This is a genomic window from Cellulomonas endometrii (assembly GCF_949769265.1).
Lineage (GTDB): Bacteria > Actinomycetota > Actinomycetes > Actinomycetales > Cellulomonadaceae > Cellulomonas > Cellulomonas endometrii.
On record NZ_CATKPC010000002.1, the window covers coordinates 164,850 to 179,462 of the forward strand.

The following is a 14,613-nucleotide window of genomic DNA, read 5'->3' on the forward strand; positions in this document are numbered from 1 at the left end:
CGAGACGTGCCCTCTCGATGTTCCTGGAGCGACGCTACGGAATGGATTCCGTAGTGCTGCTACCGTTTGCCCGGTGAGCAGCAGCGACACCGCCCCGGTCGACGGCCGCACCCGGCGGGCCGTCGCCACCCGCGCGCGCGTCGCCGCCGCCGCGACCCGGCTGTTCCTCGCCGACGGGTACGGCGGCACCGCGATCACCGCCGTCGCCCGGGAGGCGGGGGTCGGCGTGCAGACCGTCTACTACTCCTACCCGACCAAGGCCGACATCCTGGTCGGCTGCCTCGACCACGCCGTCGACGGGGCGGACCGGCGCGACGCCTCCCGGGACCTCGCCGACCAGCCGTGGGTGCGGGCCGTGGCGGACGAGCCCGACGCGGTGCGCCGCCTGTTCCTGCACGTCCGCGGCTCGGCGGAGCTCATGGGCCGTGCGGGCCCGGTGCTGGACCTCGTCCGGCTCGGCGCCGCGGGGGAGCCGGTGCTCGCCGACGCGTGGGCCCGGGACGAGGCGCGGCGCCGGGAGGTGCACCGCGTCCTCGTCGCGGCCTGCGAGCGGGACGGGGTGCTGCGCGCCGGCCTGTCGGCGGAGCAGGCGACGGACCTGGTCACGCTCGTGCTCGGCCCCGAGACCTGGAACGCCCTCGTCCGGCGGGCCGGGTGGAGCAGCCTGGCGTGGGCGAGGTGGGCGCACCGCGCGCTGCTGGCCGACCTCGTCCCGTCGCGGTTCGACCCGGAGGCCTGAGCCGCTGCGAGGGGGCGGTGCACAGTGAGGCGCACCGGCCCGCACCGTCGCGGGCCCCACGCCAGGAGGCCGACATGTGTCGCTGGATCGCCTACATGGGTTCGCCCGTCACGCTCGACGAGCTGCTCTACAAGCCCGCCAACTCGCTCGTGATGCAGAGCCGTGAGAGCCACCTGGGGGTCGAGCCGATCAACGGCGACGGCTTCGGCGTCGGCTGGTACGACGAGCACTCGCCGATCCCCGGGCTGTTCCGCAGCGTCGAGCCGGCCTGGAGCGACCAGAACCTCCGCGAGCTCTCGCTGCACATCCGGTCGGGCGTGGTGTTCGCGCACGTGCGGGCGACGACGGGCACCCCGGTGCAGCGGACCAACTGCCACCCGTTCCGGTACGGCCAGTGGCTGGGGATGCACAACGGGGGCATCACCGGGTTCAGCACGCTCAAGCGGGACCTGCAGATGGCCGTCGACCCGAGCCTGTTCCCGCTGATCGAGGGGTCCACGGACTCCGAGACGCTGTTCTTCCTCGCGCTGTCGATGGGCCTGACGGACGACCCGCCCGCGGCGCTCGCGGCGGCCGTGGGGCTGGTCGAGGACGTCGGGCACAAGCACGGGATCGCGTTCCCGATGCAGGGGACGGTCACCGTCACCGACGGGCAGCGGCTGTGGGCCTGCCGCTACTCCTCCGAGGGGCGGTCGCGGTCGCTGTTCCGGAACCGCGACGTCTCCGTGCTGCGCGCCCAGTACCCGGACAACCCGGTGCTGCACGGGCTGTCCGACGACACGCGGGTGGTGGTCTCGGAGCCGCTCGGCGACCTGCGCGGTGCGTGGCTCGAGGTGCCGGAGAGCACCTGCCTCGTGGTCGAGGACGGGCAGGAGGAGCTGCTGCCGTTCGCGCCGGCGATGTCGGTGGCGTGAGCCCGCTGCCGGCCGCCGGTCACCACTGCGAGCGCGCGTAGTCCTTGAGGAAGCAGCCGTACAGGTCCTCGCCCGCCTCGCCGCGGACGATCGGGTCGTAGACCCGCGCGGCGCCGTCGACCAGGTCGAGCGGGGCGTGGAAGCCCTCCTCCGCGAGCCGCACCTTCGTGGGGTGCGGCCGCTCGTCGGTGATCCACCCGGTGTCGACGGCCGTCATGAGGATGCCGTCGGCCAGCATCTCGCCCGCGCTCGTGCGGGTCAGCATGTTGAGCGCGGCCTTGCTCATGTTGGTGTGCGGGTGCCCGGGGCCCTTGTAGCCGCGGGAGAACACGCCCTCCATGGCGGAGACGTTGACGATGTAGGTCCGGCGGGCGGGCGAGGCGGCGAGGGCCGGCCGCAGGCGGCTGACCAGGATGAACGGCGCGGTCTGGTTGCAGAGCTGCACCTCGAGCAGCTCCATCGGGTCGACCTCGTCCACCGTCGCGACCCAGCTGTTCGACTCGGCGACGTCGGGCACCAGCCCGCCGGCGTCGATCGAGGTGCCCGCGACGAGCCGCTCCAGGCTCGCGGCCTGCGCGGTCAGCGACTGCGCGACGAGCTCGTCCGCGTCCCGGGCCGCCCGCTCGATCGCCAGCGCCGGGCTGGTGAGGTCGCTGACGGACCCGGCGAGCGCGCGCGGGTGGGCGTCGCTCGTCCGCCCGAACGTCGTGATCATCCGCGCGGCGTCGTCGGCGAGCGGCGCGAGCTCGGCCTCGGCGATCCGCGCGTACGCCCCGGGCGACCGGCGGACGGTCTGCGCGGCGTTGTTGATGAGGATGTCCAGGGGCCCCTGCGCGGCGACGTGGTCCGCCAGCGACACGACCTGCGCCGGGTCGCGCAGGTCGATCCCGACGACGTGCAGCCGGTGCAGCCAGTCGCCCGCGTCCTCCATCGCGCTGAACCGGCGGACCGCGTCACGGGGGAACCGCGTCGTGATCGTCAGGTCCGCGCCGTCGCGCAGCAGCCGCAGCGCGATGTACATGCCGATCTTGGCGCGCCCGCCGGTGAGCAGCGCGCGGCGCCCGGTCAGGTCGGTGCGGGCGTCCCGCTTGGCGTGGTGCAGGGCCGCGCAGTCCGGGCAGAGCTGGTGGTAGAACGCGTCGACGACGGTGTAGTCCTGCTTGCACACGTAGCAGGCCCGCGGGCGCAGCAGGACGCCGGCGGTGGCGCCGGTCGCCGCGGACCTCAGCCCCAGGCCGTTGGTCTCGTCGTCGATCCGGCCCGGGCTGCCGGTCGCGGTCGCGGCGACGACCGCGGCGTCGGCGTCCGAGATCGCGCGGCGCTTCTCGGTCCGGCGGTGCTTCTTGGCGGCCTTGAACATGCCGGAGGCCGCGCGACGGGCGGCGGCGTGCTGCGGGTGCGTCTGGTCGAGCGCGGCGACCTGGTCGGCGACCCGCAGGAACGTCGCGAAGTCCGCGGGGTCGACGCCGGGCAGCTCGACACCGGGCACGTCGACACCGGGCAGCTCGGGAGCCGTCGCCTCGGTCGTGCCGTCGGGGGCCTCGCCGGGGTGCTGCCCGGGCGTGGTCGTCTGCGCGCTCATGCGCCGTCCGTCCTGGGAGGGGAGAGGGCGCCGCGGTCGCGCGGGGCCCCGAAGATCGTACGCGGAGGGGTCCCGGAACCGACGGTGCGTCTGGTCACACCGGGTTCAGGACGGCTCAGGCGGGCTCGGCCGGCTCGGCCGGGAGCAGGGCGCGCACGATCGTGGCGTGCCGGACCAGGAAGGCCCGCTCGTCGAGCTTCTTGCGCCGGAGCCACCCGGTGACCTCGTCGTTGTGCTTGCTCGCGTTGCAGGAGGCGCACGCCGGGACGACGTTGCCGAGCGTGTAGCGACCGCCGCGCGAGATCGGCAGCACGCAGTCCCGTTGCAGCGCGGTGGTCCGCGCCCCGCAGTAGGCGCACCCGCCCCAGGCCGCGACGAGGTCGTCCCACTCCGCCGCGCTCAGGTCGTTGTCCGCGAGGGCGACCCGGCGGCGACGGCGCCTCGCGTAGCGCGCGCGGGTCGACGGCGAGGCCGTGGCGGAGGAGAGCTTGCGGCGTCGGACCACGCGGCGACGGTACCGCCCCCGGACCCCGCGGCGGTCCGTGCGGCGCCGGTGACGCGTCCGCGAGCCCCACGGGGGACACTGGGTGGCAGCAACCGCCATCACCACGAGGAGTACCACCGTGCCCCAGGGAACCGTCCGCTGGTTCGACGCCGAGCGGGGGTTCGGCTTCCTCGCCCTCGAGGACGACGCCGAGGACCTGTTCGTGCACGCGTCCGAGATCGTCGGCAACGACGACGGGACGTCGTCCCTCCGCGAGGGGCAGACCGTCGAGTTCGAGGTCGGCGAGGGTGACCGCGGCCCGCAGGCCCGGCAGGTCCGGGTCACGGGCGGGAGCGCCGTCGACGCCGCCCTCGGCCGGCTCGGCACCGTCGCCTGGTACGAGCCGGCGAAGGGCTACGGCTTCCTCACGCCCGACGGCGGCGGCGACCAGATCTTCGTGCACAGCTCCGCCATCGTGGGCGGCGGGGTCGTCGAGGAGGGGCAGCGCGTCGCGTTCCTCGTCGTCGAGGGCGAGAAGGGCCCGCAGGCCGACCACCTGCTGCCGCTCGGTGCCGACGCCCGCCGGCAGGGCGTGCCGTCCGACGGCGCCGACGGCACGGTGACCTGGTACGACGCGGGCAAGGGCTTCGGCTTCGTCACGCCCGACACCGGCGGCGACGACGTCTTCGTGCACGCCCGGTCGCTGGCCGGGGGTGCCACCGAGCTGGCCGAGGGCGACCGCGTGACCTACCGCGTCACCGTCGGCGAGAAGGGCACGCAGGCCCAGGACGTGCGGCTCGTGGGCGGGTCGGCGTCCCGCGGCGGGCGCGGCGCACCGGGCCGTGGAGCGCCGGGTCGCCCCACGGCGTCCCGCGGCTCGGCGCGCGGTGGCGCGGGCGTGGTCGCGCGCTACGACGCGGACCGCGGCTTCGGCTTCATCACGCCCGACGACGGCGGGCCCGACCTGTTCGTGCACGTGTCGGTCCTGCAGAACACCGAGGCGCTCTACGAGGGCGACCGGGTCCGGTACCAGGTGCGGCAGAGCGACCGCGGGCCGCAGGCCGACCGCGTCGACCTGGTCTGACCCCCTGCGGGGCGGCGCGGCCGGGAAATGTGCTGTCCCGGCGCCCCGCCCCGCGGCTAGCCTGCCGGAGCCGTGCGAGAGACCGAGGAGGTGGTACCCGTGGATGCAGCGACGACATGGGTGCTCCCCTGCGGGGTCACGGTCGGGCGGTAGGTCGTCCGGGAGCGCCGTCCACGCTCCTGAGAGGCACGACCATGGACTTCACCTCCGCACGACCCCTCGACGGCGGCGTCCTCGAGCGCGACTTCGCGCTCGGCGACATCCCCGGCACCCTCTGGACCCGCGGGCCCGCCGCGGCTCCGCTGGTCCTCATGGCGCACAACAACGGGCTGCCCCGGTCGGACGCCCGGCTCGTGGCGCGCGCCCGGTTCCACGCGGCGGAGCACGGCTACGCGGTGGCCTCCATCGACGCGGCGGGCTCCGGCGACCGGCCCGTGCCGGCCGCCGCCGAGCAGGCCCGGGCCGACCTGCGCCGGGCCCTGCAGGCCGGTGAGCCGGTCGACGAGATCCTCGAGTCCCTCGTCGGCCCGCTGGTCGAGGCCGCGGTGCCGGAGTGGCGGGCGACCCTGGACGCCCTGCTCTCGCTGCCCGGGATCACGGGCCCGGTCGGGTACTCCGGCTGGGCGGCGCTCGGCATCCGCCTGGCCGCCGCCGAGCCGCGCCTCGCGGCCGCCTGCCTGTTCGCCGGGGGCTACGTGCCGCGCGCCGTGCGGGAGCTGGCCCCTCGGTTGACGGTTCCGCTGCTGCTCCTGCTGCAGTGGGACGACGAGGGCAACCCGCGCGACCGGGCCCTCGACCTGTTCGACGCGTTCGGCAGCGCCGAGAAGACGCTGCACGCCAACCCGGGCGGGCACCTCGGCACGCCGCGGTTCGAGCTGGAGGACGGCGCCCGGTTCCTCGACCGCCACCTGAGGTGACGGCTGCCGGCCCGCCGTCAGCGCACGGCGGGCCGGTAGACCAGCTCCTGCGTGCGCCCGTCGAGCAGCCGGCTCTCCAGCAGCTCGAGGTCCAGGTCCGGGGCGCCCGCGAGCACGGGGCTCGTCCCGCTCCGCCCCGTCACCACGGGGAACACCGTGACGTGCAGGCGGTCGACCAGGCCGGCGGCGAGCAGCGCCCGGTTCAGCGACAGGCTCCCGTGCGACCGCAGCGGCACGTCGGACTCCGCCTTCAGCCGCGTCACGACCTCGACCGCGTCGCCGTGCGCCACCGTCGCGTCCGGCCAGTCGAGCGGCTCCCGGAGGGTCGACGACACCACCGTCGCCGGCAGGCGCCGCATCCGGTCGACCCAGGTGTCGCGCACCCCCGACTCCGCGGCGCTCTCGGCCAGCATCGTCACGAACTGGCGGAACGTGGTGGCCCCGAACACCGTGCGCTGCTCGCCGTCGTACAGCGCGCTGCGGCGGTCGAGCAGCTCCGGGCCCTGCTTGCCCCAGTACCCGCCCCAGTCCCCGGGCGGCCCGTAGGAGCCGTAGCCGTCGAGGCTCATGAACACGTCGAAGGTGTAGGTCGCCGTCATGTGCCGCGCTCCTCGCCGTGGGTGCTGCTCCGGACCCAGGCGCGGAACGCTACTCGCGCGGTGCGGGTCGCGGCCAGGGGCAGATCCTCGGTTCCGCCTCGGCGTCAGCGGGGCGAGCCGTACGATCGCGCCGTGGGTGGGTCGCGGTGAGGACGGCGCTGGTCAGGGCGATGCGCGGGGACGGCGCGGGTCCGGTCCTGGTGACGCTCGCGCTGTCGGTGCTCGTGGTCGCCGGCTGCGCCCCGACCGGCGTGGACGTCCGCGGCACGCTGCCGCTGTGCCGGCACGTGCGGGTGCTCCCCGTCGAGGAGCTCGCCGAGCACACGAAGTGCGACCTGCGCGGCTGGAGGCTGATGTTCCCCGACGGGCAGACGTTCGAGGTGGGCGTGGCGAACGGGTCGGCCAGCAGCACGGACCGGCCCGGCGAGGAGTGGGGGGCCTCGAACTGGGGCGGCGACGGGACGGTCGCCTGGCTGCGGACCGACGAGGGACTGACGGTGTGGGGGCCGCCCGCCGCGGTGGACCGGGAGATCCTGCTGCTGTCGCTCGACGTCGACTGACCCGTCGCGCCGAGTGCCGGGCGCCTGATCGCACCGGACCGCGATGATCGGGTCCTGCGGCGTCCGCGCGCGGCAGAGTCGTGGGCGGAAGGGAGCACCGTGATCACCTCGCTCAACCGGCTCGTGGACCTCGTCGAGGCCGACCTCGTCGAGGCCGACCTCGTCGAGGCCGACCTCGCCGAGGCCGACCTCGCCGAGGCCGACCGCACCGAGGAGCTCGACGTCGCCCGCCTGGCCACCGCCGTCGGGACCACCGAGTACCACCTGCGGCGCATGTTCTCGTCGCTGGCCGGGATGCCGCTGTCGGAGTACGTGCGCCGCCGGCGGATGACGGTGGCCGCGGCGGACGTCGTCGGCCGGTCCGAGGACCTGCTGGGCATCGCCGTGCGCTACGGCTACGGGTCGGCCGAGGCGTTCGGCCGCGCGTTCCAGGCCGTGCACGGGATCAGCCCGGGCAGGGCACGACGTGACGGTGGCCCCTTCCGCGCCCAGCCTCGCCTGAGGTTCCGCCTGACCGTCGAAGGAGCATCTCCCATGGACGTCCGCATCGTGTCCCGCCCCGACTTCCGCCTTGCGGGGCACGCCACCCGCGTCCCCCTCGTGCACGAGGGGGTCAACCCCGCCGTCCAGCGGCACGTCGCCTCGCTGGACCCGCAAGAGCACCTGCGGCTGAAGGCCCTCGGCGACACCGAGCCCCGCGGCCTGCTCGCCGTGAGCGCCGACCTCGACCCCGACCGCCGCGAGGGCACCGACCTGACCTATCTGCACGGCGTGGCCGTCACGGACGCGGTGGACGTCCCCGGCGACCTCGACGTGCTCGCCGTGGCGGCCGGGTCGTGGGCGGTCTTCCGTGCTGCCGGCCCCTACCCCGCGGCGCTCCAGGACCTGTGGGCGGCGACGGCGACCGAGTGGTTCCCGTCGAACCCGTGGCGCCTGCGAGCCGGCCCCGAGGTCGTCGCGGTGCTCGACCGCGCAGAGGACTTCAGCACCGCGACGGTCGAGCTGTGGCTGCCGGTGGAGGCCGGCTGAGGCGGACGTGCCGGCGGCGGCGCCCCGTGGTCACGCCGACTCGACGGACCCGGTGAAGTCGAGGATCGCCGCCGCCAGCGCGTCCGGGGCCTCCAGGGCCGCGTAGTGGCCGACGCCGTCGAGCTGGACCGCGGTGACCTCGCCGGCCGTGACCTGCTCGAGCGTCGCGGAGGTGAACGGTCCACCACCGGCGCCGACGGCCAGCACGGGCGCCGTCAGGGGGCTGGACCCGGCCAGGGCCCTGAGGTCGTCGCCCTCGGCCAGCATCGAGCGGTAGAGGCCGACGGCGCCGCGCCAGCCGCCGGGGCGGGCGTAGGTGCGGGCGAGCTCGTCCACGTCGGCGTCGGTGACGGACCCGGCGACGGCGGTCATGCTGGGGAAGGCCCACTGCCCGAGGAGCTCGCGCTCGCGGCCCGCGAGCAGCAGCTCCGGGATACCGCCGGCCGCCAGCACGCCGATGTGCCAGGAGCCGCCGTGCGTGACGTCCGCCAGGCCCTCCAGGCCGAACCCGGCCAGGCCCATCTCGATCGCCGTGAGGCTGAGGACGTCCTCCGGGTGCGCGGCGGCGAGCCGGAACACGGCCCCGCCGCTGATGTCCTGCCCGGTGAGGTGCACCGGGCCCCAGCCGAGGTGCTCGATCAGCCCGTGCAGGTCCTCCGCGGCGGTCGCGCTGTCGTGGTCGTCGCCGGCGGTGCTGGAGTCGCCGAAGCCGCGCAGGTCCACGGCGGCGACCCGGTGCGTCTCGGCGAGCAGCGGGATGAGCCGGTGGAAGGCCCACCACGTCTCCGGGAACCCGTGCACGAGCAGGATCGGCGACCCGGCGGCGCCGGCGGTCACGTAGTGGATCTGCGCCCCGTTGATCGGTGCCGTGTGGTGCGTGACGGCGGGGATGGTCGCGTGCGTGGTCATGGTGAGCTCCTCCTAGTGGACAACCGGGTTGTCGATCACTGTAGACAACGTGGTTGTCCACGTCCACCGGTCGCCCTAGGCTGCTGCGCATGTCGCGATCCGGCGCCGACCTCGCGCTGCTGCTGCTCGGCGGCTTCCGCGCGCTCGTGGACGGCGCGATGGCCGAGCTGGCCGCGCGCGGCTACGACGACTTCCGCCCGACCCACGAGTTCGCGATGCGCGCGATCATCGCGGGCGCCGACAGCACGTCCGACGTCGGCCGGCGCCTCTCCGTGTCGAAGCAGGCGGCCGCGAAGACCGTCGCGGTGCTCGTCGACCGCGGGTACGTGTCGAGCGACCCGGACCCCGCCGACGCCCGACGCAAGCGGCTCCAGGTGACCGCCCGCGGGTTCGACGTCCTGCGGGAGGGTGAAGCGGTCTTCCAGGACCTCCGCGCCCGGTGGGAGGAGCGGCTGGGCACGGCCGAGCTCGCGCACCTCGAGGCGAGCCTGGCGACGCTCGTCGGCGACGCGACGGTGAACCCGGGCGCACCCGGCTGGGTCGGCCGGGACCCGGCCGCGATCGAGGAGTAGCCGGCCGCGAGGCGGGTGCCGTCGGGCGCCACCCGCGGGCCTGCCTCCCTGCGGATCCGGGGGTCTGCCCCATGGGGCGGCTTCGTCCGCGTCCCTAGCGTTCAGGGTCATGAGCCACGACGAGACCGCGACGGCGCTGATGCCGGGAGGCGTCCCGGCGCGGAGGTCCGCGGCTCCTGCGCCGCCACCTCCGCCGCGCTCGCTCGCGCCGGACCTGGCCCGCGGCATGCTGCTGCTGCTCATCGCGTCGGCGAACGTGTGGGGCTACCTCTGGTCGGACGACGGCCGGAACGAGGCCGGTGGGCGCCCGGCCGGCGGCTCGGCGCTGGACCACCTCGTCGACGGCGTCGTCACGCTCGTCGCCGACAGCCACAGCAGGCCGATGTTCGCGATCCTCTACGGCTTCGGGCTGGCGACGATCGCGGGGCGGCTCGCCGCGCGGGGTGCCGACCGGAGGGCGACGCGCGGGGTCCTCGTGCGCCGCGGCGTGGGGCTCGTCGTCCTCGGGCTGCTGCACGCGGCCCTGCTCTACGGCGGCGACATCCTGGCCCCGTACGGCGCCGCCGGTCTGGTGGCGCTGCTCTTCCTGCACCGCTCCCGCACGGCCCTGCTGTGGTGGGCGGGGGTCGCGTACGCCGTCTCGATGACCGTCGGCGGGATCGTCCTGCTCCTGCCCTCGGACCCCGGGGCCGGCGACGTCGCCGGGGCGGAGGCGACGACGACGTACCTGTCCTCGGCGCTGGAGCGCGTCGGCGCGACGGCGACCGTGACGACCCTGTACACGCTGACGCTGATGTTCGTCCCGCACCTCGTGGTCGGGATCCTCCTGGCGCGGGCCGGCTGGCTCACGCGGCCGGCCGAGCACCGACGTCGGCTCGGGCAGGTCGCCGCGGGGGCGGCCGCGCTCAGCCTCGTCGGCAGCCTCCCGTACGCGCTGGCCGTCGCGCAGGTGTGGCGTCCGGGGCACACGCCGCTCGCGCTCGCCGAGCTGGTCCACCACGTCGCCGGGGACGTGATGGGCCTGGGCTACGTGTGCCTGTTCGGCTGGGTCGCCGCGGTGTGGGGCGGGCGGACCGGCCGGGGCGTCGTGTCCGCGGTCACGGCCGTGGGTGAGCGGTCCCTGACCTGCTACCTGCTGCAGTCGGTGATCTTCGCGCCGCTCCTGAGCGACTGGGGGCTGGGCCTGGGCGGACGCATGTCCACCGCGCAGGCCGCCCTGCTCGCCGTCGGGGTGTGGCTGGTCACGGTGGCGGTCGCCGTCGCGCTGCGCCGGGCCGGGAGCAGGGGGCCGTTCGAGGTGGCCCTCCGGCGAGTCGCCTACGGCCGGCCGCGGGCGGAGGTGCGGCCGGCCGCCACGTCGGCCCTGCCGTCCGCGTCATGACCCCGGGAATGCCCGCGCCGGTCGCCATGTTGAGCGGGGTGGACTCAAGTTTGCCGGCGCGAAGTTGCCAGGAGCGCGACCGCGTCGCAGACTTGAGTGCAGCAGGCTCAAGGCAGTCCGGAGCGCCGCGTCCCGTGCGCGACGCGAGCGCCGGGCGACGCAGCACGACGAAGGAAGAGGCACTCACATGGCACGAGCAGTCGGTATCGACCTGGGCACCACGAACTCGGTGGTCGCCGTCCTCGAGGGTGGCGAGCCCACCGTCATCGCCAACGCCGAGGGCGCCCGCACGACCCCGTCGGTCGTCGCGTTCTCCAAGACCGGCGAGGTGCTGGTCGGCGAGGTCGCCAAGCGCCAGGCCGTCACCAACGTCGACCGGACCATCTCGTCCGTCAAGCGCCACATGGGCACGGACTGGACCGTCGAGATCGACGACAAGAAGTACTCCGCGCCGGAGATCTCCGCCCGCGTCCTCGGCAAGCTGAAGCGCGACGCCGAGGAGTACCTGGGCGAGCCCGTCACCGACGCGGTCATCACCGTCCCGGCGTACTTCAACGACGCCGAGCGCCAGGCGACCAAGGACGCCGGCCAGATCGCGGGCCTCAACGTCCTGCGCATCGTCAACGAGCCCACCGCGGCGGCCCTGGCCTACGGCCTCGAGAAGGGCAAGGAGGACGAGCTCATCCTCGTCTTCGACCTCGGCGGCGGCACGTTCGACGTCTCCCTGCTCGAGGTGGGCAAGGACGACGACTTCTCCACCATCGAGGTCCGCGCGACCTCCGGCGACAACCGCCTCGGCGGCGACGACTGGGACAACCGGATCGTCGACTGGCTGGTCGGCCAGGTGAAGAACTCCACCGGCGTCGACCTGTCGAAGGACAAGATCGCCGTGCAGCGGCTGCGCGAGGCGGCGGAGCAGGCCAAGAAGGAGCTGTCGTCCGCGACCAGCACCAGCATCAGCCTGCAGTACCTGTCCATGAGCGAGAACGGCCCCATCCACCTGGACGAGAAGCTCACCCGGGCGCAGTTCCAGCAGATGACGGCCGACCTGCTCGAGCGCACCAAGGCGCCGTTCCACGCGGTCATCCGCGACGCCGGCATCAAGGTCGCGGACATCGACCACGTCGTCCTCGTCGGCGGCTCGACCCGCATGCCGGCGGTCGCCGACGTCGTGCGCGAGCTCACCGGTGGCCAGGAGCCCAACAAGGGCGTCAACCCGGACGAGGTCGTGGCCGTCGGCGCCGCCCTGCAGGCCGGTGTCATCAAGGGCGACCGCAAGGACGTCCTGCTGATCGACGTCACCCCGCTGAGCCTCGGCATCGAGACCAAGGGCGGCGTGATGACCAAGCTCATCGAGCGCAACACCGCCATCCCGACCAAGCGCAGCGAGATCTTCTCGACGGCCGAGGACAACCAGCCGTCGGTGCTGATCCAGGTGTTCCAGGGCGAGCGCGAGTTCGCGCGGGACAACAAGCCGCTGGGCACGTTCGAGCTGACCGGCATCGCGCCGGCCCCGCGCGGCGTCCCGCAGGTCGAGGTCACCTTCGACATCGACGCGAACGGCATCGTGCACGTGTCCGCCAAGGACCGCGGCACGGGCAAGGAGCAGTCGATGACGATCTCCGGCGGCTCCGGCCTGCCGAAGGACGAGATCGACCGCATGGTCAAGGAGGCCGAGGCGCACGCCGCCGAGGACAAGCAGCGTCGCGAGGAGGCGGAGACCCGCAACTCCGCCGAGCAGCTCGTGTACTCCACGGAGAAGCTGCTGACCGACAACGACGACAAGCTGTCCGACGACGTGAAGTCCGAGGTCCGCTCCGCGGTGGACGACCTGAAGAAGGCGCTGGAGGGCACCGACCTCGCCGAGGTCACCGCCAAGCAGACCGCCCTGGTCACCGCCAGCCAGAAGATCGGCGAGGCGCTGTACTCCGCGAACCAGCAGGCCCCCGCCGGTGAGCAGCCGGCCGAGGGCGCGGCGGACGCCGGTGCGTCGCAGGACGACGACGTGGTGGACGCCGAGATCGTCGACGACGAGGGTGAGAAGAAGTGAGCGACGAGTTCACCGCCTCGGGGTCGGGTCAGCCCGACCCCGAGGAGGGCCCCCGCGTGACCGACAAGCGCCGCATCGACCCGGAGACGGGGCAGCTGCGCGAGCCGACGCCCGAGGAGCAGGTCCTCGCCGAGGCCGAGGAGGCGGCGAACGCCGCCGAGGAGGCCGTGGTGCTGGAGGGCCTGGTGGAGGCGCAGAAGCTGGCCGCCGAGCGGCTGGACGAGCTGCAGCGGCGCAACGCCGACTACTTCAACCTCGAGCAGCAGTACTCGGCGTACGTGAAGCGGTCCAAGACCGAGGCGGCCTCCGCCCGGGACCAGGGCGTCGCCGCGGTCGCCGAGGCGCTGATCAGCGTCCTCGACGACATCGAGCTGGCCCGCCAGCACGGCGACCTGGTCGGACCGTTCGCGTCGATCGCCGAGAAGCTGGAGGCGACGCTCGGCCGGTTCGGCATCGAGCGGTACGGCTCCGCCGGTGAGGCGTTCGACCCGACGGTGCACGAGGCCCTGATGCACGGCCACTCGGCCGACGTCACGGAGCCCACCGTGCAGCAGGTCCTCCAGCCCGGTTACCGGATGGGCGACCGCATCGTGCGGGCCGCCCGGGTGGCCGTGGTCGACCCGGAGGCGTGACGACCAGCAGCAGGACCCGCCGGGCACGGCCGCGCAGCGACGCGGCCGTGCCCGCCGGGTTCACCCCGCCCCTGACCGCGGAACGGCCCGCGCAGGCGCCGGCACAGGCCAGGATGAGCGGGACGACGACGAGGAAGGAGGCGTGATGAGCGGGCAGGACTGGCTGGAGAAGGACTTCTACGCCGTGCTCGGCGTCTCCAAGGACGCCGACGCCGCGACGATCAAGAAGGCGTACCGCAAGCTCGCGCGGACGATGCACCCCGACCACAACCCGGGGGACGCCGTCGCGGAGTCGAAGTTCAAGGAGGTCGGTGAGGCGTACGCCGTGCTGTCCGACCCCGAGCAGCGCCAGCAGTACGACCAGCTGCGCGCGATGGCCGGCGGGGCGCGGTTCCGCGCCGGTGCCGGCGGCCCCGGGGGCGCGCAGGCCGGCGGCTTCGAGGACCTGTTCGGCGGCGTGTTCGGCGGTGCCGGCGGCGGCAGCCGCGTGCGGTTCCCGCAGGGCGCGAGCACCGGCGGCGGCGGCAACGGCGGGTTCGAGGACCTGCTGGGCGGGCTCTTCGGCGGCGGCGGTGGCGGCTTCGGCCAGCCCCGCGGCGGGCGACGCGGCGCCGACCTGTCCGCCGTGACGACCCTGCCGTTCCGGCAGGCGGTCGAGGGCTCGACCGTGGCTCTCGGCGTCGAGGGGCGGACCGTGAAGGCCCGCATCCCGGCCGGCGTGCGCGACGGGCAGAAGATCCGGCTGCGCGGCAAGGGCCGGCCCGGGGAGAACGGCGCACCCGCCGGCGACCTCGAGGTGACCGTCCGCGTGACCCCGCACCCGGTGTTCGCGCTCGACGGGTCCAACCTGCGGGTGACGCTGCCGGTCGCGTTCGACGAGGCGGCGCTGGGCGCCGAGGTGGCCGTGCCGACGCTCGACGGCGGCTCCGTGCGGCTGAAGATCCCCGCGGGCACGCCGTCCGGGCGCACCCTGCGCGTCAAGGGCCGCGGCGTGAAGACGCCCGCCGGCACCGGGGACCTGCTCGTCACGGTCCAGGTGGTCGTGCCGCAGCGGCTCAGCGCGGCGGCGAAGGAGGCCGTGCAGGCGTTCGGCATCGCGACGTCCGGCGAGGACCCGCGGGCCGAGCTGCTCGCGCGCGCCAAGGAGTGAGGCGGGCGGCG

15 protein-coding genes are annotated in these 14,613 nt (G+C 74.6%); 11 read left to right on the forward strand and 4 right to left on the reverse strand.

Going from position 1 to position 14,613, the window contains the following annotated elements:
• Nucleotides 1-73 precede the first annotated feature (73 nt).
• Entirely contained in the window at nucleotides 74-739 is a 666-nt protein-coding gene (locus QNH85_RS03220; RefSeq protein ID WP_282944584.1) for a TetR/AcrR family transcriptional regulator, read from the forward strand.
• A 74-nt stretch (nucleotides 740-813) separates the two neighbouring features.
• Nucleotides 814-1,653 carry a class II glutamine amidotransferase gene (locus QNH85_RS03225; RefSeq protein WP_282944585.1) on the forward strand — a complete coding sequence of 280 codons (840 nt, stop codon included), beginning with the start codon at nucleotides 814-816 and terminating at the stop codon, nucleotides 1,651-1,653.
• A gap of 19 nt (nucleotides 1,654-1,672) precedes the next feature.
• Here QNH85_RS03225 and QNH85_RS03230 read toward each other — a convergent pair whose 3' ends face one another.
• A complete protein-coding gene (locus QNH85_RS03230; protein ID WP_282944586.1) occupies nucleotides 1,673-3,235 on the reverse strand; it encodes an SDR family NAD(P)-dependent oxidoreductase in 1,563 nt (520 codons plus the stop codon).
• A gap of 115 nt (nucleotides 3,236-3,350) precedes the next feature.
• Nucleotides 3,351-3,740 (reverse strand): HNH endonuclease, encoded by a 390-nt coding sequence (locus QNH85_RS03235; protein WP_282944587.1) that lies wholly within the window; start codon nucleotides 3,738-3,740, stop codon nucleotides 3,351-3,353.
• A 118-nt stretch (nucleotides 3,741-3,858) separates the two neighbouring features.
• Between QNH85_RS03235 and QNH85_RS03240 the strand changes: the two genes are divergently transcribed.
• Together QNH85_RS03240 and QNH85_RS03245 are read left to right on the forward strand one after the other, a co-directional pair.
• Nucleotides 3,859-4,803, forward strand: a complete 945-nt coding sequence (locus QNH85_RS03240) for a cold-shock protein (RefSeq protein ID WP_282944589.1) — start codon at nucleotides 3,859-3,861, stop codon at nucleotides 4,801-4,803.
• Between the two features lie 194 nt (nucleotides 4,804-4,997).
• Nucleotides 4,998-5,720, forward strand: a complete 723-nt coding sequence (locus QNH85_RS03245) for a dienelactone hydrolase family protein (protein ID WP_282944591.1) — start codon at nucleotides 4,998-5,000, stop codon at nucleotides 5,718-5,720.
• Nucleotides 5,721-5,737: 17 nt separating this feature from the next.
• Here the strand turns inward: QNH85_RS03245 and QNH85_RS03250 are convergent, their stop codons facing one another.
• Nucleotides 5,738-6,319: a dihydrofolate reductase family protein gene (locus tag QNH85_RS03250; protein WP_282944592.1), complete on the reverse strand. Its 582-nt coding sequence runs from the start codon at nucleotides 6,317-6,319 to the stop codon at nucleotides 5,738-5,740.
• A 146-nt stretch (nucleotides 6,320-6,465) separates the two neighbouring features.
• Between QNH85_RS03250 and QNH85_RS03255 the strand changes: the two genes are divergently transcribed.
• Both QNH85_RS03255 and QNH85_RS03260 read left to right on the forward strand, forming a co-directional pair.
• Nucleotides 6,466-6,879 carry a hypothetical protein gene (locus QNH85_RS03255; protein WP_282944593.1) on the forward strand — a complete coding sequence of 138 codons (414 nt, stop codon included), beginning with the start codon at nucleotides 6,466-6,468 and terminating at the stop codon, nucleotides 6,877-6,879.
• A gap of 99 nt (nucleotides 6,880-6,978) precedes the next feature.
• Nucleotides 6,979-7,908 carry a GyrI-like domain-containing protein gene (locus QNH85_RS03260; RefSeq protein ID WP_282944595.1) on the forward strand — a complete coding sequence of 310 codons (930 nt, stop codon included), beginning with the start codon at nucleotides 6,979-6,981 and terminating at the stop codon, nucleotides 7,906-7,908.
• A gap of 30 nt (nucleotides 7,909-7,938) precedes the next feature.
• Here the strand turns inward: QNH85_RS03260 and QNH85_RS03265 are convergent, their stop codons facing one another.
• The gene (locus QNH85_RS03265; RefSeq protein WP_282944597.1) at nucleotides 7,939-8,817 is read right to left on the reverse strand and encodes an alpha/beta fold hydrolase; all 879 of its coding nucleotides are present in this window, start codon (nucleotides 8,815-8,817) and stop codon (nucleotides 7,939-7,941) included.
• A gap of 89 nt (nucleotides 8,818-8,906) precedes the next feature.
• Between QNH85_RS03265 and QNH85_RS03270 the strand changes: the two genes are divergently transcribed.
• The 5 genes from QNH85_RS03270 (at nucleotide 8,907) to QNH85_RS03290 (ending at nucleotide 14,602) form a co-directional block, all read left to right on the forward strand.
• Complete coding sequence (locus QNH85_RS03270; protein WP_282944599.1) at nucleotides 8,907-9,389, forward strand: MarR family winged helix-turn-helix transcriptional regulator; 483 nt, start codon at nucleotides 8,907-8,909, stop codon at nucleotides 9,387-9,389.
• 109 nt (nucleotides 9,390-9,498) lie between these two features.
• Nucleotides 9,499-10,770, forward strand: coding sequence for a DUF418 domain-containing protein (locus tag QNH85_RS03275; protein WP_282944601.1), 1,272 nt, complete (start codon nucleotides 9,499-9,501; stop codon nucleotides 10,768-10,770).
• A 187-nt stretch (nucleotides 10,771-10,957) separates the two neighbouring features.
• Nucleotides 10,958-12,820 (forward strand): molecular chaperone DnaK, encoded by a 1,863-nt coding sequence (gene dnaK, locus QNH85_RS03280; RefSeq protein WP_282944603.1) that lies wholly within the window; start codon nucleotides 10,958-10,960, stop codon nucleotides 12,818-12,820.
• The gene (locus QNH85_RS03285; RefSeq protein WP_282944605.1) at nucleotides 12,817-13,452 is read left to right on the forward strand and encodes a nucleotide exchange factor GrpE; all 636 of its coding nucleotides are present in this window, start codon (nucleotides 12,817-12,819) and stop codon (nucleotides 13,450-13,452) included. The genes dnaK and QNH85_RS03285 overlap by 4 nt, the downstream gene beginning before the upstream one ends.
• 145 nt (nucleotides 13,453-13,597) lie before the next feature.
• Nucleotides 13,598-14,602: a DnaJ C-terminal domain-containing protein gene (locus QNH85_RS03290; RefSeq protein ID WP_282944607.1), complete on the forward strand. Its 1,005-nt coding sequence runs from the start codon at nucleotides 13,598-13,600 to the stop codon at nucleotides 14,600-14,602.
• The last annotated feature ends 11 nt before the right edge of the window (nucleotides 14,603-14,613 follow it).

Coding starts and splice junctions, on each gene's coding strand:
- QNH85_RS03225 (WP_282944585.1), top strand. CDS start 814: ATGTGTCGCTGGATCGCCTACATGGGTTCGCCCGTCACGCTCGACGAG.
- QNH85_RS03230 (WP_282944586.1), bottom strand. CDS start 3,235: ATGAGCGCGCAGACGACCACGCCCGGGCAGCACCCCGGCGAGGCCCCC.
- QNH85_RS03245 (WP_282944591.1), top strand. CDS start 4,998: ATGGACTTCACCTCCGCACGACCCCTCGACGGCGGCGTCCTCGAGCGC.
- QNH85_RS03250 (WP_282944592.1), bottom strand. CDS start 6,319: ATGACGGCGACCTACACCTTCGACGTGTTCATGAGCCTCGACGGCTAC.
- QNH85_RS03265 (WP_282944597.1), bottom strand. CDS start 8,817: ATGACCACGCACGCGACCATCCCCGCCGTCACGCACCACACGGCACCG.
- QNH85_RS03270 (WP_282944599.1), top strand. CDS start 8,907: ATGTCGCGATCCGGCGCCGACCTCGCGCTGCTGCTGCTCGGCGGCTTC.
- QNH85_RS03275 (WP_282944601.1), top strand. CDS start 9,499: ATGAGCCACGACGAGACCGCGACGGCGCTGATGCCGGGAGGCGTCCCG.
- dnaK (WP_282944603.1), top strand. CDS start 10,958: ATGGCACGAGCAGTCGGTATCGACCTGGGCACCACGAACTCGGTGGTC.
- QNH85_RS03290 (WP_282944607.1), top strand. CDS start 13,598: ATGAGCGGGCAGGACTGGCTGGAGAAGGACTTCTACGCCGTGCTCGGC.